The sequence below is a fragment of the Kribbella sp. NPDC005582 genome (genome assembly GCF_040605415.1).
Classification (GTDB): Bacteria; Actinomycetota; Actinomycetes; order Propionibacteriales; family Kribbellaceae; genus Kribbella.
Genome location: NZ_JBEXCU010000001.1, coordinates 1,785,662 through 1,805,187 on the forward strand (window position 1 = coordinate 1,785,662; position 19,526 = coordinate 1,805,187).

At 68.3% G+C, this 19,526-nt stretch carries 12 protein-coding genes; 3 read left to right on the forward strand and 9 right to left on the reverse strand.

Features of this window, described 5'->3' with window-relative positions; translation table 11 throughout:
• Nucleotides 1-421: 421 nt before the first annotated feature.
• The 8 genes from ABZS29_RS08910 to paaN all read right to left on the reverse strand — a co-directional run bounded on the left by ABZS29_RS08910 (nucleotide 422) and on the right by paaN (nucleotide 10,107).
• On the reverse strand, nucleotides 422-2,050 hold the full coding sequence (locus ABZS29_RS08910) for a hypothetical protein (protein WP_355459946.1): 1,629 nt from the start codon (nucleotides 2,048-2,050) through the stop codon (nucleotides 422-424).
• Nucleotides 2,051-2,180: 130 nt separating this feature from the next.
• The gene (locus ABZS29_RS08915) at nucleotides 2,181-3,080 is read right to left on the reverse strand and encodes a carbohydrate ABC transporter permease (RefSeq protein ID WP_355459948.1); all 900 of its coding nucleotides are present in this window, start codon (nucleotides 3,078-3,080) and stop codon (nucleotides 2,181-2,183) included.
• Nucleotides 3,077-3,976: a sugar ABC transporter permease gene (locus ABZS29_RS08920; protein ID WP_355459949.1), complete on the reverse strand. Its 900-nt coding sequence runs from the start codon at nucleotides 3,974-3,976 to the stop codon at nucleotides 3,077-3,079. The genes ABZS29_RS08915 and ABZS29_RS08920 overlap by 4 nt, the downstream gene beginning before the upstream one ends.
• A gap of 43 nt (nucleotides 3,977-4,019) precedes the next feature.
• A complete protein-coding gene (locus ABZS29_RS08925; RefSeq protein ID WP_355459950.1) occupies nucleotides 4,020-5,297 on the reverse strand; it encodes an ABC transporter substrate-binding protein in 1,278 nt (425 codons plus the stop codon).
• Nucleotides 5,298-5,502: 205 nt separating this feature from the next.
• Nucleotides 5,503-6,534: a zinc-dependent alcohol dehydrogenase family protein gene (locus ABZS29_RS08930; protein ID WP_355459952.1), complete on the reverse strand. Its 1,032-nt coding sequence runs from the start codon at nucleotides 6,532-6,534 to the stop codon at nucleotides 5,503-5,505.
• A 9-nt stretch (nucleotides 6,535-6,543) separates the two neighbouring features.
• Complete coding sequence (locus ABZS29_RS08935) at nucleotides 6,544-7,062, reverse strand: flavin reductase family protein (protein WP_355459954.1); 519 nt, start codon at nucleotides 7,060-7,062, stop codon at nucleotides 6,544-6,546.
• On the reverse strand, nucleotides 7,059-8,444 hold the full coding sequence (locus ABZS29_RS08940) for a serine hydrolase domain-containing protein (protein WP_355459956.1): 1,386 nt from the start codon (nucleotides 8,442-8,444) through the stop codon (nucleotides 7,059-7,061). The genes ABZS29_RS08935 and ABZS29_RS08940 overlap by 4 nt, the downstream gene beginning before the upstream one ends.
• Nucleotides 8,437-10,107 (reverse strand): phenylacetic acid degradation protein PaaN, encoded by a 1,671-nt coding sequence (gene paaN / locus ABZS29_RS08945; protein ID WP_355459957.1) that lies wholly within the window; start codon nucleotides 10,105-10,107, stop codon nucleotides 8,437-8,439. The genes ABZS29_RS08940 and paaN overlap by 8 nt, the downstream gene beginning before the upstream one ends.
• A 68-nt stretch (nucleotides 10,108-10,175) precedes the next feature.
• Here paaN and paaI point away from each other — a divergent pair, with 68 nt between their 5' ends.
• From paaI to paaK, 3 genes are read left to right on the forward strand one after another with little or no spacing between them, the layout of a single operon-like run.
• Nucleotides 10,176-10,601: a hydroxyphenylacetyl-CoA thioesterase PaaI gene (gene paaI / locus ABZS29_RS08950; protein ID WP_355459959.1), complete on the forward strand. Its 426-nt coding sequence runs from the start codon at nucleotides 10,176-10,178 to the stop codon at nucleotides 10,599-10,601.
• A complete protein-coding gene (pcaF, locus tag ABZS29_RS08955; protein ID WP_355459961.1) occupies nucleotides 10,598-11,800 on the forward strand; it encodes a 3-oxoadipyl-CoA thiolase in 1,203 nt (400 codons plus the stop codon). Before paaI ends, pcaF begins: the two co-directional genes overlap by 4 nt.
• Before the next feature lie 10 nt (nucleotides 11,801-11,810).
• On the forward strand, nucleotides 11,811-13,091 hold the full coding sequence (gene paaK / locus ABZS29_RS08960; RefSeq protein ID WP_355459962.1) for a phenylacetate--CoA ligase PaaK: 1,281 nt from the start codon (nucleotides 11,811-11,813) through the stop codon (nucleotides 13,089-13,091).
• Here the strand turns inward: paaK and ABZS29_RS08965 are convergent.
• Nucleotides 13,088-19,339 (reverse strand): RHS repeat-associated core domain-containing protein, encoded by a 6,252-nt coding sequence (locus ABZS29_RS08965; protein WP_355459964.1) that lies wholly within the window; start codon nucleotides 19,337-19,339, stop codon nucleotides 13,088-13,090. The two genes, paaK and ABZS29_RS08965, sit on opposite strands and share 4 nt — an antisense overlap.
• Nucleotides 19,340-19,526: the final 187 nt, after the last annotated feature.

Sequence of the window (19,526 nt, forward strand, 5' to 3'; positions counted from 1 at the left end):
CAAGCGCCCGCCCCACACCCACGTGGTGAGCACCCCCGCACGTCGTGAGCTGTCGATTGGTTGCCGCCAACAACCAGCCACGCGAAGGTGATCCAGGCCGGGAGCTTTGAGCACGGTTCAACCACGCGGCGGCACCAAATGTGGTTGGTGGGCGCACAAAGTGAAGCGTCGACACGACCTTGAGCACGGTTCGGTCGCGCGGCGGCGTCGACGATGGTTGGTGGGCGCACAAGGCGCCACGCCGACACCTTGAGCACGCTTCGACCACCGGGACCGACCGGATGTGGTTGGTGGGTGCACAAGGTGCAGCGGTGGTACGGCCCTGGGCACGGTTCAGTCATGTGCGGGCGCCCAATGTGGTTGGTGGGTGCACAAGGCGTGATGGCTGAGGGGCGGAGGGTGGCGCGCGCTCCTCAGGGCGTCAGGTGATGGTGGGGAGGATCAGCGTGTCCGTCAACAACTTGGCCGTCTTCCGCAGGGTGGCCGGGGAGGAGGCTAGGTCGGTGGCCAGGGCGTAGGGGGTTAGGGGTTCGCCGGGGCCTACTAGGCGGTGGCGGTGGGCCAGGAGCCAGACGATGGCTCGGGGCCAGGTGGAGAGGCGGGCCTTGGCGAGGAGGTCGGGGGCTTCGCGGACCAGGCGTTCGGCGATGTCGAAGGCGTCGGGGGCGTAGGCGGTGCCTAGGGTTTCGCCAGCCATGAGCCAGGCGTGGGGGGCCAGGACGGAGAGGGTGGCGGCTTGGGACTTGTCCAGGCCTTGGAGGTCTGGCTGGGGTGGGGAGCCTAGGCCGGAGAGGGCTCGGTAGGCATCTTCGAGGTCGCTGGTGGTGTCGTCGAGGAAGACGCGTTCGCCGACGGGGTCGATGACGGCGGCGGCTTCGAGGGCGGGGGTCCAGACGTCGACGGCGTCGATGGCTTCGTCGATCACGTCGAGGGCCAGCTGGGTGCGGTCGCCGGCGTAGCTGAGCCAGGCTTTGACGACGGTCGGGACCGCGGCGAAGTAGGTGCTGTCGGCAAGCACCTTGCGGGGCAGCCAGTGGGCGAGGAACAGCTCGACCAGTACGGCGCTCACCCGCAGCGGACCGCCGACGGTGTGATCCACGGCGTGGTCGATCCACAACCGGACGATGTCGGCCGCGTCGGCCGGAAGGTCGATCGCGAACGGAGACTCGAGGAACTCGTCGACCAACTGGTCGCGTTGGCGCGGGGACAGCAGCGGGCGGATCGGCGGGCGGATAGGGCGTTCGGGCAACTGAGTGAGGCGATTCACCAGCAGGGCCGAGAAGAACTCGAAGTCCTCGGTGACCGGTGGGTCGTCGTAGTCGTTGGTCTCGCCGAGCGCCTGCAGGATGATGCCGGCCGCGGTCGCCGCGCGGACGGTGCGGATCGTCACCCGGCCCCCGCGCTGGTACGCGTCCAGCACACGGTCGACCGGCGGGCCGACGAAGACGTCCTTGGCGATCGCGCCGATGTTGTTGTCGATGAACACGACCACGGTGTGCGGATGCTGCTCGTCGTCATAATCCAGTACGACGCTCAGCCCGTCGCCGGTGATGTCCTCGGACACGATCGCGCTGGTCAGCCGAAATCCGGCGATCCGCGTCACCCAGTCAGGCACCTCGTCCTCGGTGCGCAGGCGGGAGAGGTGAGCACGTTGCAGCGGGAGCCGTCCGGCCGGACCGACCGTACGAGCCAGCGACGTCAGCAACTGAAAAGACTCGGGGTCACGCCGCTCGCCGAGCACTCGGGCGGCGTCGGCCCAGAAGAACCGCTCGACCTCTCCGATCTCGTCCGGGCGTCCGGCCGGCCAGAGCTGGTCGGCGAGCATCGCGGCGGACCGGGCCACCGAGGCCTCGGCGATCACCGGGTGCAGGCTGCGCGGGGCGGCGGCCAGGTCGAGGGTCAGCGTCTCCAGCAGGGTTTCGAGCACGGCGACACTCGGCGTGGTGTCGACGTCGACGCCTGCCGTGGGTGCCTGGGGGGAATCCGGGCCCGAATCGACGAGCCGCAGGTGGCTGCGCCGTCCGTCTCGCCCTCGAGGTGACTTGGTCACCTTCGTGAGATTACCGCCCTCCGCCGATCCCCCGCAGTCCCGTGCGCGCGTCCTGTGGACAACGGTATGGACACGCCGTGAACACGTGACAACGGCCCGTACAGGTGTACGGGCCGTCGTCACACAGCGGTCAGCCCTTGAGGGCGCCTGCCATCAGGCCGCCGATGAACCAGCGACCGAGCAGGATGTAGACCAGCAGCGTCGGGAACGACGTGATCAGCGCCCCCGCCATGCTGGCGGCGTAGTCGACCTTCTGGCCGCCCGACAGCGCCGCGAGCCCGAGGGTGACCGGGCCGTTGTTCTGCTGGGTGAGGAACAGGGCGAACAGGAAGTCGTTCCAGACCGAGGTGAACTGCCAGATCAGCGTCACCACGAAGCCGGAGATCGAGACCGGCAGGATGATCCGCAGATAGGTCTGGATCAGCCCGGCGCCGTCCACCCGCGCCGACTCGATGATCTCGTTCGGGATCACCGTCGCGTAGTAGTTGCGGAAGATCAGCGTGCAGATCGGGAGGCCGTAGATGCAGTGCGCCAGGATCAGCGTCGGCACGCCCCGGGTGACGTCCAGCTCGGTGAACGTCGTCCGCAGCGGCAGCATCACCGCCTGGTAGGGGATGAACATCCCGAACAGGATGAACGCGAACACCAGGTTCGCGCCGGGGAACCGCCAGCGAGCCAGCACGAACCCGTTCGCGGAACCGATCAGCGACGAGATGATCGCCGCCGGCACCGCCAGCGAGAGCGAGCGGATCAGGTACGGCTGCAGCACGTCCCACGCCTTGCGCCAGGGTTCCAGCGTCCAGTCGCTCGGCAACGACCACTGATCGGCGGCGCTGGTGTCGGCGGACGTCTTGAAGCTGGTGACGATCACGACGTACACCGGTGTGAGCACGAACAGCAGGAACAGCAGCAGCAGGATGTACCGCACGGTCCGGCTCCTGCGGGTAGACCCGTCCGCGATCACCCCACGGCTCTTCGGCGTACGACGGATCGCCGCCGCGGCCTGTCCGGTCGCATCTGCGGCGCTCACTCTTCGGCCTCCTGCCGGACGGTGTAGGCGACGTACGGGATCACCAGCACAGCGACGACGGCCAGCAGCACGATCGCGATCGCGGCCGCCTTCGCCATGTCACTGCGCAGCAAGGTGTTCCACATGTAGACCGCGGGCACTTCGGTCCGGAACTGGTTCGGCCCGGTGATCGCGTAGATCAGGTCGAACAGTTTCAGCGACATGTGCCCGAGGATGATCAGCGCCGAGAGCGCGATCGGGGACAACTGCGGGAACAGCACGTGCCGGTAGAGCTTGAACTCCGACGCGCCGTCCACCCGGGCCGCCTCGCGCAGCTCGCCCGGGATGCCCCGGAAGCCGGCCAGGAACAGCGCCATGATGTAGCCCGACAGCTGCCAGACCGCCGGCAGCGCGATCGACATCATCGTCGTCCACCGGCTGCCCGCGGTCCACCACGGGTTCTCCAGGAAGTTCAGGTGCAGGATGTGGAACAGGCGGTTCAGGCCGCGGGCGTCGTCACCCTGCGACGGGTTCAGCAACCAGCTCCACACCACTCCCGAGGCGATCATCGAGACCGCCATCGGGAACAGGAAGACCGACCGGAAGATGCTCTCGCCCGGTACGCCCTTCTCCAGCAGCAGTGCCCAGAGCAGGCCGAAGATCAGCGTGCCCACGATGAACGCCACCGTGAGCACGCCGAGGTTCTTCAGCGAGTTGAGGAACCGCTCTTCACCGAACAAATGCGCGTAGTTCTCGAAACCGACGTAGTCGGCCGGACCCTTGCGGGCCGTGTGCCGATCCGTCAGCGACGTGTTGAACGACCACGCGATCAACCCGTAGACGAAGTACCCGATCAGCAGCACGGTCGGCAGCAGCACCAGGGCGCCAGGGCCCCAGGTCCGGATTCTTCCGTGCATGGTCAGCTCTCCGTCTCGAAGCCGGTACGCAACTCGCCGAGCATCAGCTCGTCTTCATCGCGGTGCCGAGCGCGGTCTGCAGCTTCGCGACGTCCTGGGCGCCGCTGAACTGGCTCAGCGCGGACAGGATGTCGTTGTTCTGACCGGCCGAGCAGCCGGAGCCGTGGGCGCAGGAGACGGCGATCTTGTTGCTCTTCCAGTCCGCCATCGCCGACTGCTGGTACTTCGGGTAGTCCGCCGGGTTGGCGTCGGACCGGGCCGGGATCGAGCCCTTCTTGGTGTTGAACGCCTTCTGGCCCTCGGCCGAGCCGACGGTCTTCAGCCAGCACTTGGTGCCTTCGGGGTTCTGCCCGTTGGTCGGCAGCGTGAAGGAGTCCGACAGGAACTGGAAGGTGCCCGCGGTGCCCGGCGCCGGCCAGTAGTTGTACTTCGAGTCCGGCACCTTGTCGGCCAGCTGCTGCGCGGCGACCCAGTCACCCATCAGCGTGTAGCCGGACTGGCCCTTGTTGACCGCCTGCAGCGCGTCCGGCCAGTCGAGGTTCTCGCGGTCGACGTTGGTGAAGCTGAGCAGCGTCTTGTACTTGTTCAGCGCGGCGGTGACGTTCGCGCCGGCCCAGTCGGTCTTGCCGTCCCACAGCCCGTTGAAGGTGTCCGTGCCCAGCTCGGCCAGCAGGACGTCCTCGAGCACCATCTCCTGGGCGAAGCCCTTGGAGATGGCCAGCGGCGCCTTGACGCCGGCCGCCTTCAGCTTGGTCATGTCCGCGATCCAGGCGTCGACGGTGGCCGGGGCCTTGGTGCCGTCGATGCTCGCCTTCTTCAGTACGTCGGGGTTCGACCACACGACGTTCGCCCGGTGCACGTTGGCCGGGATCGAGTAGATCTTGCCGTCGACCGTCAGCTGGTCGATCAGGTTCTGCGGGAAAGCCTTGTCCAGACCGAAGTCCTTGTACAGCCCGCTCACGTCGTCGACCTGACCGGCGTTGATGTAGTCCTTCAGCTCCGCACCCGCGTGCGCCTGGAAGGTGGACGGCGGCTTGCCCGCCTGCAGGTCGTTGGCCAGCACCTGCTTGGCGTTCGACCCCGCGCCACCGGCGACCGCCGAGTTGACGAAGTTGTAGTCCTTGCAGTCGGTCTTGAACACCGACACCAGGCCGTCCAGACCGGCCTTTTCGCCGCCGTCGGCCCACCAGGTGAAGACGGTGACATCCTTGGTGGCCGTGTCGCCACTGCCACCGCCGTTGTCGCTGTTACCGCAGGCGCTCACCGCGAGAAGACCCGCCGCACCCAGCACCGCGAAGGTCTTGCTCAGACCACCACGCATTTTCCACTCTCCGATCAAGCCGTTGTGGCGCCGTTGACAACGATGCCCCCTTGACACCGCCCCACTCTGGGCATCCCGAACCCCGGTGTCAACGATGTGCGCGAGCGCGTTGCGCAACCGTCATCGCACCGCACAACTGCTGTGAGAGCGAGCACATTCGAGCGGTTACGCGCGTTTTTGTGGGTTGCTGAGTAGCCACCCTCCGTTACGGACGGAGCAGAACCTTGATGGCGCGCCGCTCGTGCATGGCCTTGTAACCTTCGGCCACCTCGGCCAGCGGCAGGTCCAGATCGAACACCTTGCCGGGGTCGATCTCCCCCGCCAGTACGTCGGCCATCAGCTCCGGCAGATAGGCCCGGACCGGCGCCATCCCGCCGGCCAGCCCGACGTTGCGCCGGAACATCGTCGAGATCGGCACCTCGACCCCGTGCGGTACGCCGACGAACCCGACCGTCGACCCCGGCCGCGCCACGTCGAACGCGGTCTCGATCGCCTGCCCGGTCCCCACACACTCCAGCACCGCGTCCGCGCCGACGCCGCCGGTGAGCGCCAGTACGGCGTCCCGCGCCTCGTCACCGCGTTCGGAAACGATGTCCGTGGCACCGAACTCGACGGCCAGCTTCTGTCGCGACTCGTGCCGCGACAGCGCGATCACCCGCTCGGCACCCATCCGCGCCGCCGCCAGTACGCCGGACAGCCCGACCGCGCCGTCGCCGACCACGACGACCGTGTCGCCCGCCTTCACCCGCGCGGACCGGGCCGCGTGCCAGCCGGTCCCCATCACGTCGGACAGCGTCAGCAGCGACGGAATCATCGACTCGTCCGGCAGCTCCGGCGTCGCGACGAGCGTGCCGTCGGCGTACGGGAGCTTCACGTACTCGCCTTGGCCGCCGTCCGCGCGGCTGCTGCCGTAGCCGACCAGGTTCTCGCAGGCAGTCTGGAAGCCGGCCCGGCAATGCGGGCAGGTGCCGTCGCTGACCACGAACGGCGCGATCACGAAGTCCCCCGGCTTAACCGTCCGCACCTCGGCGCCGATCTCCTCGACGATGCCGACGAACTCGTGCCCGATCCGGCTGCCCGGCTTGATCTTGTTCTCGCCCCGGTACGGCCACAGATCCGACCCACAGATGCACGAGGCAACGACCCGCACCAGAGCATCGGTCGGGCCGTCGATCCGGGGATCCGGAACGTCACTCAGCTGGATGTCGTACGGCGCGTGAATCGTGGTGGCTCGCATAGTGCCACCTTAGAACGTGGTGTACCGCCCACGTCGGTGGATCAGGGGCGGGATCTCGTCGGGAGCAAGTTCTACGTGGGCGATCTCCAGCTGGACCTGGAGCGCCCAGCCGACCTCGGGCGGGTCGGGATCGACGAGGGTGCAGCCGGCCCAGGTGCTGACGCCGACCGGGGCGGGGCCCCACTCGGTGTCGGTCCAGTCGATCATCTTGAACGGACCACCGGGCGCCGGCGCGACGTACCCGAACGCGTCGGCCAGCTGCTGGTGCGGTCCGCCGAGCAACGCCACAACCGCACTTCTTGCCTTGCGCAACGTTTCCCACAGGTCCGAGTCCGGGTCGATCAACCCGATCACGAACCCGGGTTCGCCGTCGGCGACCAGCATCGACGAGACCGTCAGCCCCGCCCGCTTCCCGCCGTACGACGTCGTCCAGAGGCCGACCGGTGACGGCAACCGCCCGCGCAGCCGGCGGACCGGGCTGCGCTCGGACTCGGGCGGCAGGAACGGATGGTCACCGTGAATCGTCACGGCTTGACGGTAACTCGCTCCGGAAGGCTGTAGGTGTCGATGGGGTGCATGAGGAGGCCGCTCGAGCCGCGGACCGAGTCGACGGCGCCGTCCGGACCGAACGTGAAGGCGTAGGACTCGCCGTACGAGCCGTAGCCGGATCCGCCGGTGACGCGGAGGGCGTCGCCATCGGCTTCGAGCGACTGCGGCTCGGCTGACGGGTCCGTGTTGGTCGGGTCGATCGCGTACAGGCGGCCGCCGAGGACGGCGATGTCCGTGACGCCCCACAGGTTCGCGTAGCGGCCGACGAATCGGTCGAGCCCGGTCGCGTCACCCCGCTCCGTGGAGCTGGCCAGGTCGATCAGCTTCAGGCCGGCTTCGGCGAGCGCGGCGGCCGGGCCGTCGATGGCGTTGGTCAGCACGGAGAGTGCGAGCCGGCGCGATCCGTCGACGAAGGTCTTGGTGATGTGCCCCGGGTAGCCGCCGGCATGCCCGAAGTAGTCCCGGTCGCCGATCTTCGTGATCTGCAACCCGAGCCCGTACCGCGTCGTGTCGTCGCGGGCCGTCTGCCAGAGCGGGTGCTGCATCTCACGCTTCGAACGATCCGACAGCAGCCGGTCGTCGCCGGGGAACTGCGCGGAGAAGTAGGTCACCAGGTCGCGGGCGTTCCCGAAGAAGCCGGTCGCGGAGGCCAGCGCTCGGGTGTCCACGTGGTCGATCGGCACCCGAGCGTCGGAGTACGAGAGGGCGCTGTAGCCGCTCGAGTATTCACCGAGCCGCGCCGGATCAAGCTCCGGTCCGAGCCCGGTCAGCCCGAGTTTGTCGACGATCCCGGTCTGCACGAACGCGTTGTACGACGTACCGGCCGCGGCCTCGATGATCAGTCCGAGCAGGCCGTAGCCGATGTTCGAGTACTTGAAGCGATCGTTCTCGGGGAGCACCGCAGCACTCGCGTTCCGCAGTACGGCGAGCAGCTGGTCGCGATCCGGGAAGCTGGTCGCCAGCTGCCACCAGTCGGCCTCGCCGCTGTCCCGCGTCACGCCGCCGGAGTGCGCGAGCAGTTCGCGCACCGTGCGCTCACCGAGCGGCGTACCGACCAGCTCGGTCACGTGCTGGCCGGCAGTGTCGTCGAGACGCACGCGGCCCTGCTCGGCCAGCTGGAAGATCGCCACCGCGGTGAAGGTCTTCGAGTGCGACGCGATCCGGAACAGGTGCTGCTCGGTCAGCGGTACGTCGTTCTCCACGTCCGCCAGCCCGTACGCCGCGGAGAAGGCGACCGTGTCGTCGGCATAGACCGCAGCTTGCACCCCCGGCACCCGCTGGTAGCGCTGATTGAACGCCAGCCAGCGGTCGTAGTAGGCAAGAGCTTCGTGCAAGGACGGGGCAACGAGAGCGTCAGGCATGACGCCTAGACTGAATGACCCGGAAGCGACTCGCAACGTAAGCGCCGTCGGTGTATGTCGCATTCGCCGCCGGGTTGGCTCCCGTGCCGTGGAAGTCACTGAACGCAGCCGACTGGTTCACGAAGACCGGACCGGTCAGGTTCTCCGACAGCGCGACCCCGGAATCCAGCGCGGCCTCGCGGGCCTGGTCGAGGATGCCGGCATCGGTCGAGTAGATCCCCGCGGTCATCGCGCCACCCTCGGTGACGGTCTGCCGGAACAGCGCGATCGACTCCGCGGTGTCGGCGGTCTTGACCAGGAACGACACCGGACCGAAGCACTCCTTGCCGTACACGTCGGTGTCCTTGGCCTCGAGCGCGACCAGCAGTGGCGTCCGGACCACGGCGTCCGGGAAGGCCGGGTGCTTGATCGTCCGCGACTCCAGGACGACGTCGCCGTACTCCGCGGCCAGGTCGAGGCGGCTGATCACGGCGTTGTTGACGATGCCGCCGAGGATCTCGACCGCGCGGGCGTCGTCACCGAGCAGCTTGTTCAGCGCGCCGGCGATCCCGGCGCCGACCTCGTCGAAGGACTTGTGTCCCTCGTCGGTCTCGATGCCGCCGGCCGGGATGAAGATGTTCTGGGTGGTCGTGCACATCTGGCCGGAGTAGAGCGCGAGCGTGAAGGCCAGGTTGCCGCAGAGCGCCTTGAAGGCGTCGGTGGAGTCGATGATGACCGCGTTGACGCCGGCCTTCTCGGTGAAGACTGTCGCCTGGGTCGCGTTCTGCTCGAGCCACTCGCCGAACTCGCTGCCGCCGGTGAAGTCGATCAGCTTGACCTCGGGGCGGGTGGCCAGCGGCTTGGCCAGGCCGTCACCGGCCCGCTCGACCGCCAGGGTGACCAGGTTCATATCGAAACCGCCCTCGGCCAGCACCTCGCGGCAGACCTCCACGGTGATCGCCAGCGGCAGCACCGCGAGCGGGTGCGGCTTCACGACGACCGCGTTGCCGGTGACGAGCGAGGCGAACAGACCGGGCCAGGAGTTCCAGGTCGGGAAGGTGTTGCAGCCGATCACCAGCGCGACACCGCGGCCGGTGACGGTGAAGTTCTTCTGCATCCGGATCGGGTCGCCCTTGGCCGGCTTCTCCCAGAGCGCCTCGGCCGGGTAACGGCTCATCTCCTCGTGCGCGTAGGCGACCGCCTCCAGCGCCCGGTCCAGCGCGTGCGCGCCGCCGGCCTGGAAGGCCATCACGAAGGCCTGACCGCTGGTGTGCTGGACGGCGTTGGCCAGCTCGAAGACCCGCTTGTGCAGCCGGTCGAGGATCTCCAGGACGACGCCGGTGCGGCCGTCGATCCCGGCGTTGCGCCAGGCGGTCAGTCCCTGGCGCGACGCCGCGAGCAGCTCGTCCAGACCGGCCTCGACCGTCCGCGGGTACGACACGTCCAGCTTGAGGCCGAACGGCGACTCCTCGGTGACCACCGTCCCGCGCGCCCCGGGCGTCTCCACGGCGTACGTCGTACCGAGGTGGGCCTCGAAGGCGGCCTGACCGTCGGCTGCGGCCGTCTCGCCGTAGACCCGCGGGCTGGGGGACTCCGGGAACGCGGAGTGGTAGCCGCGGCCGCGGATCGCGGTCAGAGCGGCGTCGAGGCGGTCACGGTGAGCAGCCAGCAGATCCGAGGTCATGCGGCGATGTTACAGTCATTGGCGTAATCGGGGCTAGAGTGTCACAACCCTCACCCGAAGGGACAGTCATGGGCGACGACCTGGCGAACCGCGTGGCCGCGGCGATGTGGGCGGAAGACACCGCCTCCGCCGGACTGGGCATGCGACTGGTGGCCGTCGGGGACGGTACGGCGTCGGTCGAGATGCCGGTCCGCGACGACATGGTGAACGGTCACGGAATCGCGCACGGCGGCTTCGTCTTCAGCCTGGCCGACTCCGCGTTCGCCTTCGCCTGCAACTCCCGGAACCAGGTCACCGTCGCGCAGGCCTGCGACATCGTCTTCGTCGCGCCCGCCCGGCGCGGCGACCTGCTCGTCGCCACGGCCGCCGAGCGCACGACCTTCGGCCGGAACGCCATCTACGACGTGACCGTCCGCCGCGGCGACGACGTGATCGCCGAGTTCCGCGGCCGCAGCCGCCAACTGTCCGGCACCATCATTGCGGAGGATTCATGACCCGCCAGGCTTTTCTCGTCGACGGAGTACGGACGCCGATCGGCCGGTACGGCGGCGCGCTGGCGACGGTCCGACCGGACGACTTGGCCGCGCACGCGATCTCGTCCTTGCTCGCGCGACACTCCTTCGAGCCGGCGCTGATCGATGACGTCGTCCTCGGCTGCGCGAACCAGGCCGGCGAGGACAACCGCGACGTCGCCCGGATGGCCGTGCTGCTCGCCGGACTCCCGGTCGAGGTCCCCGGTACGACGATCAACCGGCTCTGCGGATCCGGCCTCGACGCCCTCGCGTACGCCGCCCGCTCGATCATCGCCGGGGACAACGACGTACTGATCGCCGGTGGTGTCGAATCGATGTCCAGGGCACCGTTTGTGATGCCCAAGGCAACCGCTGCCTTCTCGCGACAGGCCGAGGTGTTCGACACCACGATCGGCTGGCGCTTCGTGAATCCCCTGCTCCAGAAGCAGTACGGGATCGACTCGATGCCGGAAACGGCCGAGAACGTGGCCGCGGACTTCGACATCTCTCGCGAAGACCAGGACCTCTTCGCACTGCGGTCACAGCAGCGCGCGGCGAAGGCGCAGGCGAACGGGCGGCTGGCCGAGGAAATCGTGCCGGTCGAGGTTCCGGGCAAGCGCGGCGCGGTGACTGTCGTCGACACCGACGAGCACCCGCGCGAGACCTCACTCGAGGCCCTGGCCGGCCTGAAGACACCGTTCCGTACGCCGGGCACCGTCACCGCGGGCAACGCCTCCGGCGTGAACGACGGCGCGGCCGCGTTGCTGGTGATGAGCGGCGAGATGGTCGAGCGGCTCGGCGTCACACCGCTGGCCCGGATCGTCGGCACCGCGATAGCCGGCGTACCGCCGCGGATCATGGGGATCGGGCCCGCGCCCGCCACCCGCAAACTTCTCGACCGGACCGGCGTCGCACTGACCGACATCGGCGCGATCGAACTGAACGAGGCCTTCGCCTCGCAGTCCCTGGCAGTCCTCCGCGAACTCGGCCTCCCCGACGACGCCGAGCACGTCAATCCGAACGGCGGCGCCATCGCCCTGGGTCACCCTCTCGGGATGTCCGGCGCCCGTCTCGCCCTCACCGCCGCCCTGGAGCTTCGCCACCGCGACGCCGGGTACGCGCTCGCCACCATGTGTATCGGCGTCGGGCAGGGCATCGCGACCCTGCTCGCCCGTCCCTAGGGAGCTTGCTGTGCCCGACGAGTTGCTGGATTCCGGCGAGCGATTGTCGGTCGACGAACTGCGGTCGCGGCAACTTTCGTTGCTGCAGGCAACCGTACGGCGCTGCTACGAGAACGTGCCGCACTACCGGGCCGCGCTGGACGGGATCGGCTTCGCGCCCGGCGACCTGCGCGAACTCTCCGACCTGAGCCGGCTGCCGTTCACCACGAAGAAGGATCTGCGGGACAACTACCCGTTCGGGATGTTCGCCGTACCGCGGACGGAGGTCGCGCGCGTGCACGCGTCGTCCGGGACGACCGGTCAGCCGACCGTGGTCGGGTACACCCAGCGGGACCTCGACACGTGGGCCGATCTGATGGCGCGGTCGATCCGCGCGGCCGGCGGTCGCGCGGGAGACGTGTGCCATGTGGCTTACGGGTACGGACTCTTCACCGGTGGACTCGGCGCGCACTACGGGGCCGAGCGGCTCGGCTGCACCGTCGTACCGGTCTCCGGCGGCATGACCGAGCGGCAGGTCGACCTGATCCGCGACTTCGGCGCCCGGATCATCATGGTCACCCCGTCGTACTTCCTCTCGATCCTCGACGAGATGGACAAGCGCGGGCTGGATCCCCGCGACACCCAGCTCCGGATCGGCATCTTCGGCGCCGAACCCTGGACCGAACAGATGCGTACCGAGGTCGAGCAGCGAACCGGCATGCACGCCGTCGACATCTACGGCCTGTCCGAGGTGATGGGCCCCGGCGTCGCGCAGGAGTGCGTCGAGACCAAGGACGGCCTGCACATCTGGGAGGACCACTTCTACCCGGAGATCATCGACCCGGTCACCGGCGAGGTCCTGCCCGACGGCTCCGAAGGCGAACTCGTCTTCACCACCCTGACCAAGCAGGCCTTCCCCGTCCTCCGCTACCGCACCCGCGACCTGACCCGCCTCCTCCCCGGTACGGCGCGCCCCGGCATGCGCCGGATGGAGAAGATCACCGGCCGCACCGACGACATGATGATCGTCCGCGGCGTGAACGTCTTCCCCACCCAGATCGAAGAGCAGATCCTGCTCGTCGAAGGTCTCACCCCGCACTACCTCTGCGTCCTCACCCGCCCCGGCCGGATGGACGAACTCACCATCCAGGTCGAAGCCGCCCCGGGCTTCACCGATCACGAGACCGCCGCCCAGCAGTTGGCTCGCCGCGTCAAGGAACGCGTAGGCGTCACGATCTCCGTGGAGATCGTGACGCCCCATGCCCTGGAACGCTCGCTAGGTAAGGCGAAACGCATCAAGGACAACCGCTAGCAGTTGGGTGTACCCGCTCCCATCGCATACATCCCACAACCCGCCTTCGGATCCGTGTTGTCCGGCCGCTGCGGCAACGGGTGGCGCTGGTCGTACTGCATCCCGGCGTAGAGCAGCCGGGCCGCCGGCGAGGCCCACGACATCAGCTTGGCCCAGTTGATCCCACCCGGCTCGTTCGAGTCGTTCCAGATCACCCCGCCGCCCACCAGAGCCAGCATGGTCCAGAGGTTTCCCTTCGCCTTCCCAAGGCCACTGGCGCTCGGCTTGCCCAGCTGCTTCCGGAGGTTCTCGTCGGCCACGTCGTAGCCAATCTTGCCGATTCCTGCGATACCGGAAATCTCTGCCCAGGACAGGTCGCCCGGGTCGTTGTCGCCGAGGTCGAAGATGGGACGACCGTTGTCCGGCGGCATCAACCCGCCGCCACCGCCACCGCCACCGCCGCCGCCACCTTGACTGTTGGCACCGCGCAGCGCGGCGGCCCAGCCCACGTTGACGACCGCGGCCCGCGATGCCTGCGCCGCGTAGTTCAAGATGTCGTTGGATTGTTTGAGCATGCGGTCGAGGTCTTTGGCTTCGGCATCGCCCACCCAGCGTTTGAGTTTCCGGGTGACGCGCTCTTGGACTTTGACCAGGACCTGGATGGTGCGGGTGATCCTGATGATCTCGCGGGTGTACCAGACCGCGACGCTCAGCAGGGCGTTGGCCAGCGACCACCAGCCCATGGCGCGGAAGGCGAGGTAGAGACCGATCGCGAGGATGACCGTCTTCTGGTGCTTGACGATCTTTTCCTTCTCTTCGGTGATCCGCTTGCTGACCCACTTGACGGTCTGGCGCAGCGTCGTGACCGTGTCGGTGACGTAACGCTGGCCGTCGGGGTCGCTGAAGGTGACCGGACTGTTGTTGGCGTAGGCGTACGCGTTCATCTGTTGTGGATCGTCGACCTCGAGCTTCGGGTCCGCCGAGATGAACCGCCCGGTACTCGCGTCGTAGTCGCGGGCACCCAGCCGGACCAGTCCGGCCTGGTCGTCCTGGAGGCCGCCGACGAAGCCCCGGTTGCCCGGCCACACCGCCGGCGCCGTGCCGCGCAGCTCGCCGTACGGCGTGGTCCGCCGTCGCTGGACGGTGGCTGTGTTGGCAGCGTCGACCGTGACCGTCATCGTGCCGTGGTGGTCACCGGTGACCCAGCTGAGTTTGCCGGCGGTGCGGACCGCGACCTGATGGTCGCCGAGCGAGTAGTACCGGGTACCGACTTGCGTGCCGTTCGGCTTCAGCTGCAGTTCGGTGTTGCCAAGGTACAGCGTCGTTCCGGTCGCGTCCTTGCGCAGCAGCCGGGTGCCGGCGGCGTCGTACACATAGTTGCTGTCCTTGCCGTTGCCGCTCAGCTTGGTGAGCTGACCGTCGCTGCCCCAGGTCAGTGTGTCGGTCACGCTGCCCTTGGTGCGGGTCTTCAGGTTGCCGTCCTCGTCATAGACGTACTGGTCGACCCGGGTTCCGTCAGCGCCGGTCGTGGTGACCTTCTGGACGGCGTGCGGCCGCGCCTGGCCCGTGGCCGGGTACTCGTAGGTGGCGGTGGTCTGACCGGTCGGCGTCGTGTACTTCTCGGTCTTCCGGTTGCCGATGGCATCGAACGACCAGCTGGACCAGTACGGCGCCGGGCCGCCGAGCGTGGTCTGCGTCGGGGTCGCCGCACAGTCGCCACTCTTCGGCGTCCAGGCCTGGGTCAGCCGCCGGTAGTAGTCGTAGCCGAAGCACTGGGTGTCGGCCTCCGGGCCGGTCGCCGGGGTGTCGGTCGCCTTCAGCACATTGCCGGCGGCGTCGTACTCGTAGGCGACATCGGACTCGAGCCCGTTCTCGGTCAGCAGACTGGCCCGGTGCGTCCGGTGCGAGCCTTCCTCGTACTCGTACATCTGCTGCGCCCAGTTCGGTGCCTGCTGGTCGCCCATCACGATCAGGCTGGTCTCGCCGTACGCGGTGTACTCGGTGTCGGTGACGTACTTCGCGGCACCGGTCAGCGTGATCGGGCGGCCACGCTTGTCGTAGGAGTAGCTGATGGTCTCCGCGGCCAGGTCGCCGGCCTTCGGCATCGTCATGGTCTTGACCTGACCGTCCTCGGTGTAGGTCGTCGTCACCGGGTAGGTGCCCTGGAGGGCACCCTCGGAGACCGGAAGCTCGACCTGGCTGGCGGTCGGGCGGCCGGCATCGTCGTAGGCGGTGTACCGGGTCGTGTAGGCGTTGCCGTTCACGTAGCGGGTGGCGCTCGCCAGCGCCCCCGCTGTGACCTTGTCGTAGACGAACTCGGCCAGGATGGTCGTCCCCTGCTTCACGAAGGTCTGGCGGCCGAGGTCGTCGTACTCGTAGCTCAGCACGGACTTGCGGGCATCGGTCGTCGTCTTCAGCTGGTCGAGATCGTTGTAGGTGTACGTGGTGACTCCGCGGTCCGGATCGTGGTCCTCGATCTTGCGGCCGCGCAGGTCGTACTTGTACGACCAGACGTTGCCGGCCGGGTCGGTGACCGACTCCAGCTGACCCGCCGTCGTGTAGGTGTAGGTCGTCTTGTCGTAGTCGCCGGTCGCCTTGTTGCCGTGATAGGCGCGCAACTCGACGAGCTGGCCCTGGACGTTCGAGATCCGGGTGGTCGCCTGCTCACCGTTCGGCGGCTCGATCGTCTCGGTGCCGGTGGCGTTGGTGTGCGACCGGCTCCACTGCTGGATGCCCATCGACACGAACGACTCCTGCTGCGGGCGGCCGAGCGCGTCGTACGACGTGAACTTCTGCGCCGGTACCTGCTTCTCGTCGACCGGCTTGACGATCTCGAAGCCGAGCGGCGCGTCGTCGGCGTACGGGCCGTTCTGCTTGACGACCTGGCCACGGGTGTCGGTCAGGTAATCGGTGACGATCCGGCCGACGCCGTCCGCGCCTTCCTCCTGGGTCTGCCGGCGGCGACCCATCCCGTCGCTGAACTCGCGCCGGGTCTCGCTGCGGCCGTCGGAACGCAACAAGGTGGTCGTGGTGACTCCGGGCTTGCCCTGTTCGTTGCTGTACTCGTTCTTCACGTTCGGGATCGCCGAGGTGTTCCCCGCCTGCCGGGTTTCGAGTACGCGGCCCAGCGCGTCCCGCTTGGTCGTCGTGGTCCGGCCGGCCACATCGGTCACCGCGATCTCCTCGCCCCAGGCAGGGTCGAGTGTGCTGCTCGCGGTCTGGCCGTTGGGCTGCGTGGTCTTCGTGCTGGTGACCGGACCGCCCGCGGCCGGCGTGTAGTCCACCGCGACCGTCTTGGCGTCGGCGTTGATCGTGTGCCGGATCCGCCCAAACAGGTCGTAGTCCATCGTGCTGACGGTCTGGTACACCTCCTTGCCGACGGAGTCGAAGCCGGACAGCCGCCGGACCGCGAGCTGGTCGCCGGTGTTCGGGTCGTACTGCGTGACCGTGTCCGCGATGACGTCGTCCTTGGTCCACGCCTTGCTGCAGGCGAGGTCGACGGTCTGGGTCCGCGACGGCAGCTCGACGAGGCCCTTGCTCGCGTTGTCGAAGTACTCGTAGCGGGTGCAGGTGTCGTCGTTGGGGTTGCCGAAGTCCTTCAGGTCGGTCTTCTGGGTGAGCCGGCCGGTCTGCTCGTCGAACGTGTTCGACGATTCGCTGTGCTTCCATCCGGTGCCGACCGCCTGGTCCTGACGGATCGCCTGCTCACCGGTCCGGTACGTCATCGTCGTACCCCAGGTCCGCTGACGGATCGCGGTCGGGTCCTTCGAGACCCACTGGTCGGTGATCGACCGCTCCACCATGGTGCTGCCCGAGTACGTCGCCTGTTCGCGCAACCGGCCCGTCAGGGCGTTCAGGTCCTTGACCGCGACGCCGGTGGAGTCGGTGATCGTGGCGGACTTGACCGTGTTGTCCGCGCGGACATCGCCGTCCATGCCGCGGTAATAGGTGTTCAGCTTCACCGTGGCCGGGCCGTCGACGCCGTCGCCGCTGATCACCTTGACCTTGTCGTAGCCGCGCCACTGCGACCAGGTCTTGCGGTCGACCTCGACCAGGCCGTCCTCCTCGTCGTGCCGCCACGACGGCGTGCCCGGGTACTCGATCCTGGTGGTCTGGTCCGGGGAGCCGCCGACCTGGTCGGACTCCTTGACCTCGTCGACGACGTACTTGCCGAACCAGTCCTCACGCTCGGCCTCGCCCTTGGGCGTCCACTTGACCGGATAACAGCGCATGTGGTTGTCGTCGCGGGCCGGCAGCTTGGTCGGGTTGACGCAGTCCGGGGTCACGTAGTGCACCGTCACCTGGCTGCCGTAGCCGTAGGTGATGGTCCGCACCCGCGGCCAGTTGAGCACCGGCTGCCCGGCGGTCTCTGGGCTGGAGAGCCGGTTCGGCAGCATCTGCGCGGCGAAGGTCACCTTGGGCAGCGCCACGTTCCCGCCGTTGGCCAGACCGCTGCTGGTGATCCCGTCCAGCCACAGCATGCTCGAGCGGCCGCCGTCCTGGGGGTCCAGGAACGACTGCTGCATGGTCCACGAGGTCACCGGCTGGTACGACGATCCGCGCCAGACCTCGGTGACGACCCGGTTGAGCCGCTTCTTCGTCCAGAAGGTCGGCGAGACCTTGTCGCCGCAGTCGGTGCTGCTCGTGCACTCCTGGTCCAGCGGAGTGTCGACGAAGTCGGCCGGCGTACAGGTGCTCGCCTTGAGGCAGCGGTCGGCGGTCTCGAACCGGACCCGCGCGACCTGGGCGGTGCTGTCGGACAGCTTGTCCTTTTGCTGTCCGTACTCGATCCGCTTCAGGTTGCCGGCCCGGGTGTACTCCTCGACCAGCGTGCCCTTGCCCGCGCGGCCGTACTTGTTGGTCTCGACGTCGTAGTAGTAGCTCGCGGTGTTCCCGTGCGGATCCACCACGTAGTCCAGGTTCCAGCGATAGGCCTGCTTGCAGAAGGAGTCGGCGAACGCGGTCTTGTTGCACGGCTCACCGCCGTTGTTGCCGGCCACCGGAACCGTCCACGTCGAGTTCGTCGCGTTGGTTGCCCCCGACAACTTGTTCAGCCCGAAGTAGTACTGGACCCCGCCCTTGTCGGTGATCTTCCAGTGCTCCCCCTTCGCGCCCAGCCCGGTGTCGGGACCGCCGTCGCCGTTGTCGGCGCCGGTCAGCCGCTCGACCTTGAGGCCGTCGTCGTTGCGGGAGTGCCAGGTCTGGCTGGCGTCGTCGAGCACGAGTTCGCCACCCGCGCCGTTCAGGCTGAAGGTGGCGTTGTCGGTGGCCCAGCAGTAGTCACCGGTCGGGCTCGTGCCGTTGTTGCCCTTCTGCTCGGTCTTCGAGGCACAGGAGGCGTACCGGCGCTCGATCGAGCCACCCGGGGCGAACTCGAAGCCGGCGCCCAGCCAGGAGCCCTGGCTGTTCGCGGCCGTCGTCCGGCCGTCCACGGCGCCGGAGTTGTAGCCGATGTTCAGCTCCGGCTTGGGCCCGCCGAGACTCGGCGGAACCTGCATCGGGTACGACCAGGTGAAGTCACCCGACGAGCCGCCGACCTGCCAGGTCGCGGTCGCGTTCAGGGAGGTCGAGGAGCCGTCACCGGCCGCGCCGGACGCGGCCGCGCTGAGCGCGAAGGTGGCGGTCCTGGCGCTCGCCGGTACGTCGGCCGTGATCTCGCCGGTACCGTTGTTCCGGCTCGGTAACCGGACCGGGGCACAGCCGGCGCAATCCGGGAGCTGCATCAGTTGCAGGCGGGTGGCCCAGTCACCGCCGTACGCCTGCTTGAACCCGCTGTAGTCCAGGCTCAGCTGGACCTGACCTGCCTTCTGCACCGCATCGGCGCGCCGTACGGTGAACCGGAGCTCGCTTCCGTACCGGCCGAGCAGGTCGACCGCGACCTTCGCCGGTGTGGCCGCCGCGGCCGCTCGATCCGCCGCTGTGGCGGCCGTGCCCGCCGCGCGGATCGCCGCGGCCGGCGGACCGATCTTGATCGGCAGCGTGCCGGCCGGCGCCGGCTGGTTCGCCGTCCGCCCCACCTGCGCCTGCGGTACGGCGACCTCCGCGTGCCCGGCGGCCGGCCAGCGCGGTTCGGGGACCGACGTCACCGCGATGTCGGCGTCGTGGTCGGGGACTCCCGGCTTGGCCGGAAGCTTCTCGGTACGAACGGTCACAGCTTTGCGCGGTTTCGCCTTCGTGAAGCCGTGCTTGAGCGGGACCTGCGCGGCAGGCGCTACTCCCGGTGTGGAGACGACCAGGCTGATCGCCACGGCGGCGGCCGTGGACGTCATCCTCAATCGCTGGCGGACAGGCATGGGTCCTCCCGGAAACAGGCGGCGGTCGGGGCTCCAGTGGATGGCCGGCGGACTGATCCGGCAATCGATTCCACCGCCGTGAAATGGCCTCGCCGATTCATTCGGGCAGCGCCGAATTCCGTTCCCTGCGAGCGCGCGGAATGCGATCGTGACGGCCGTCTCC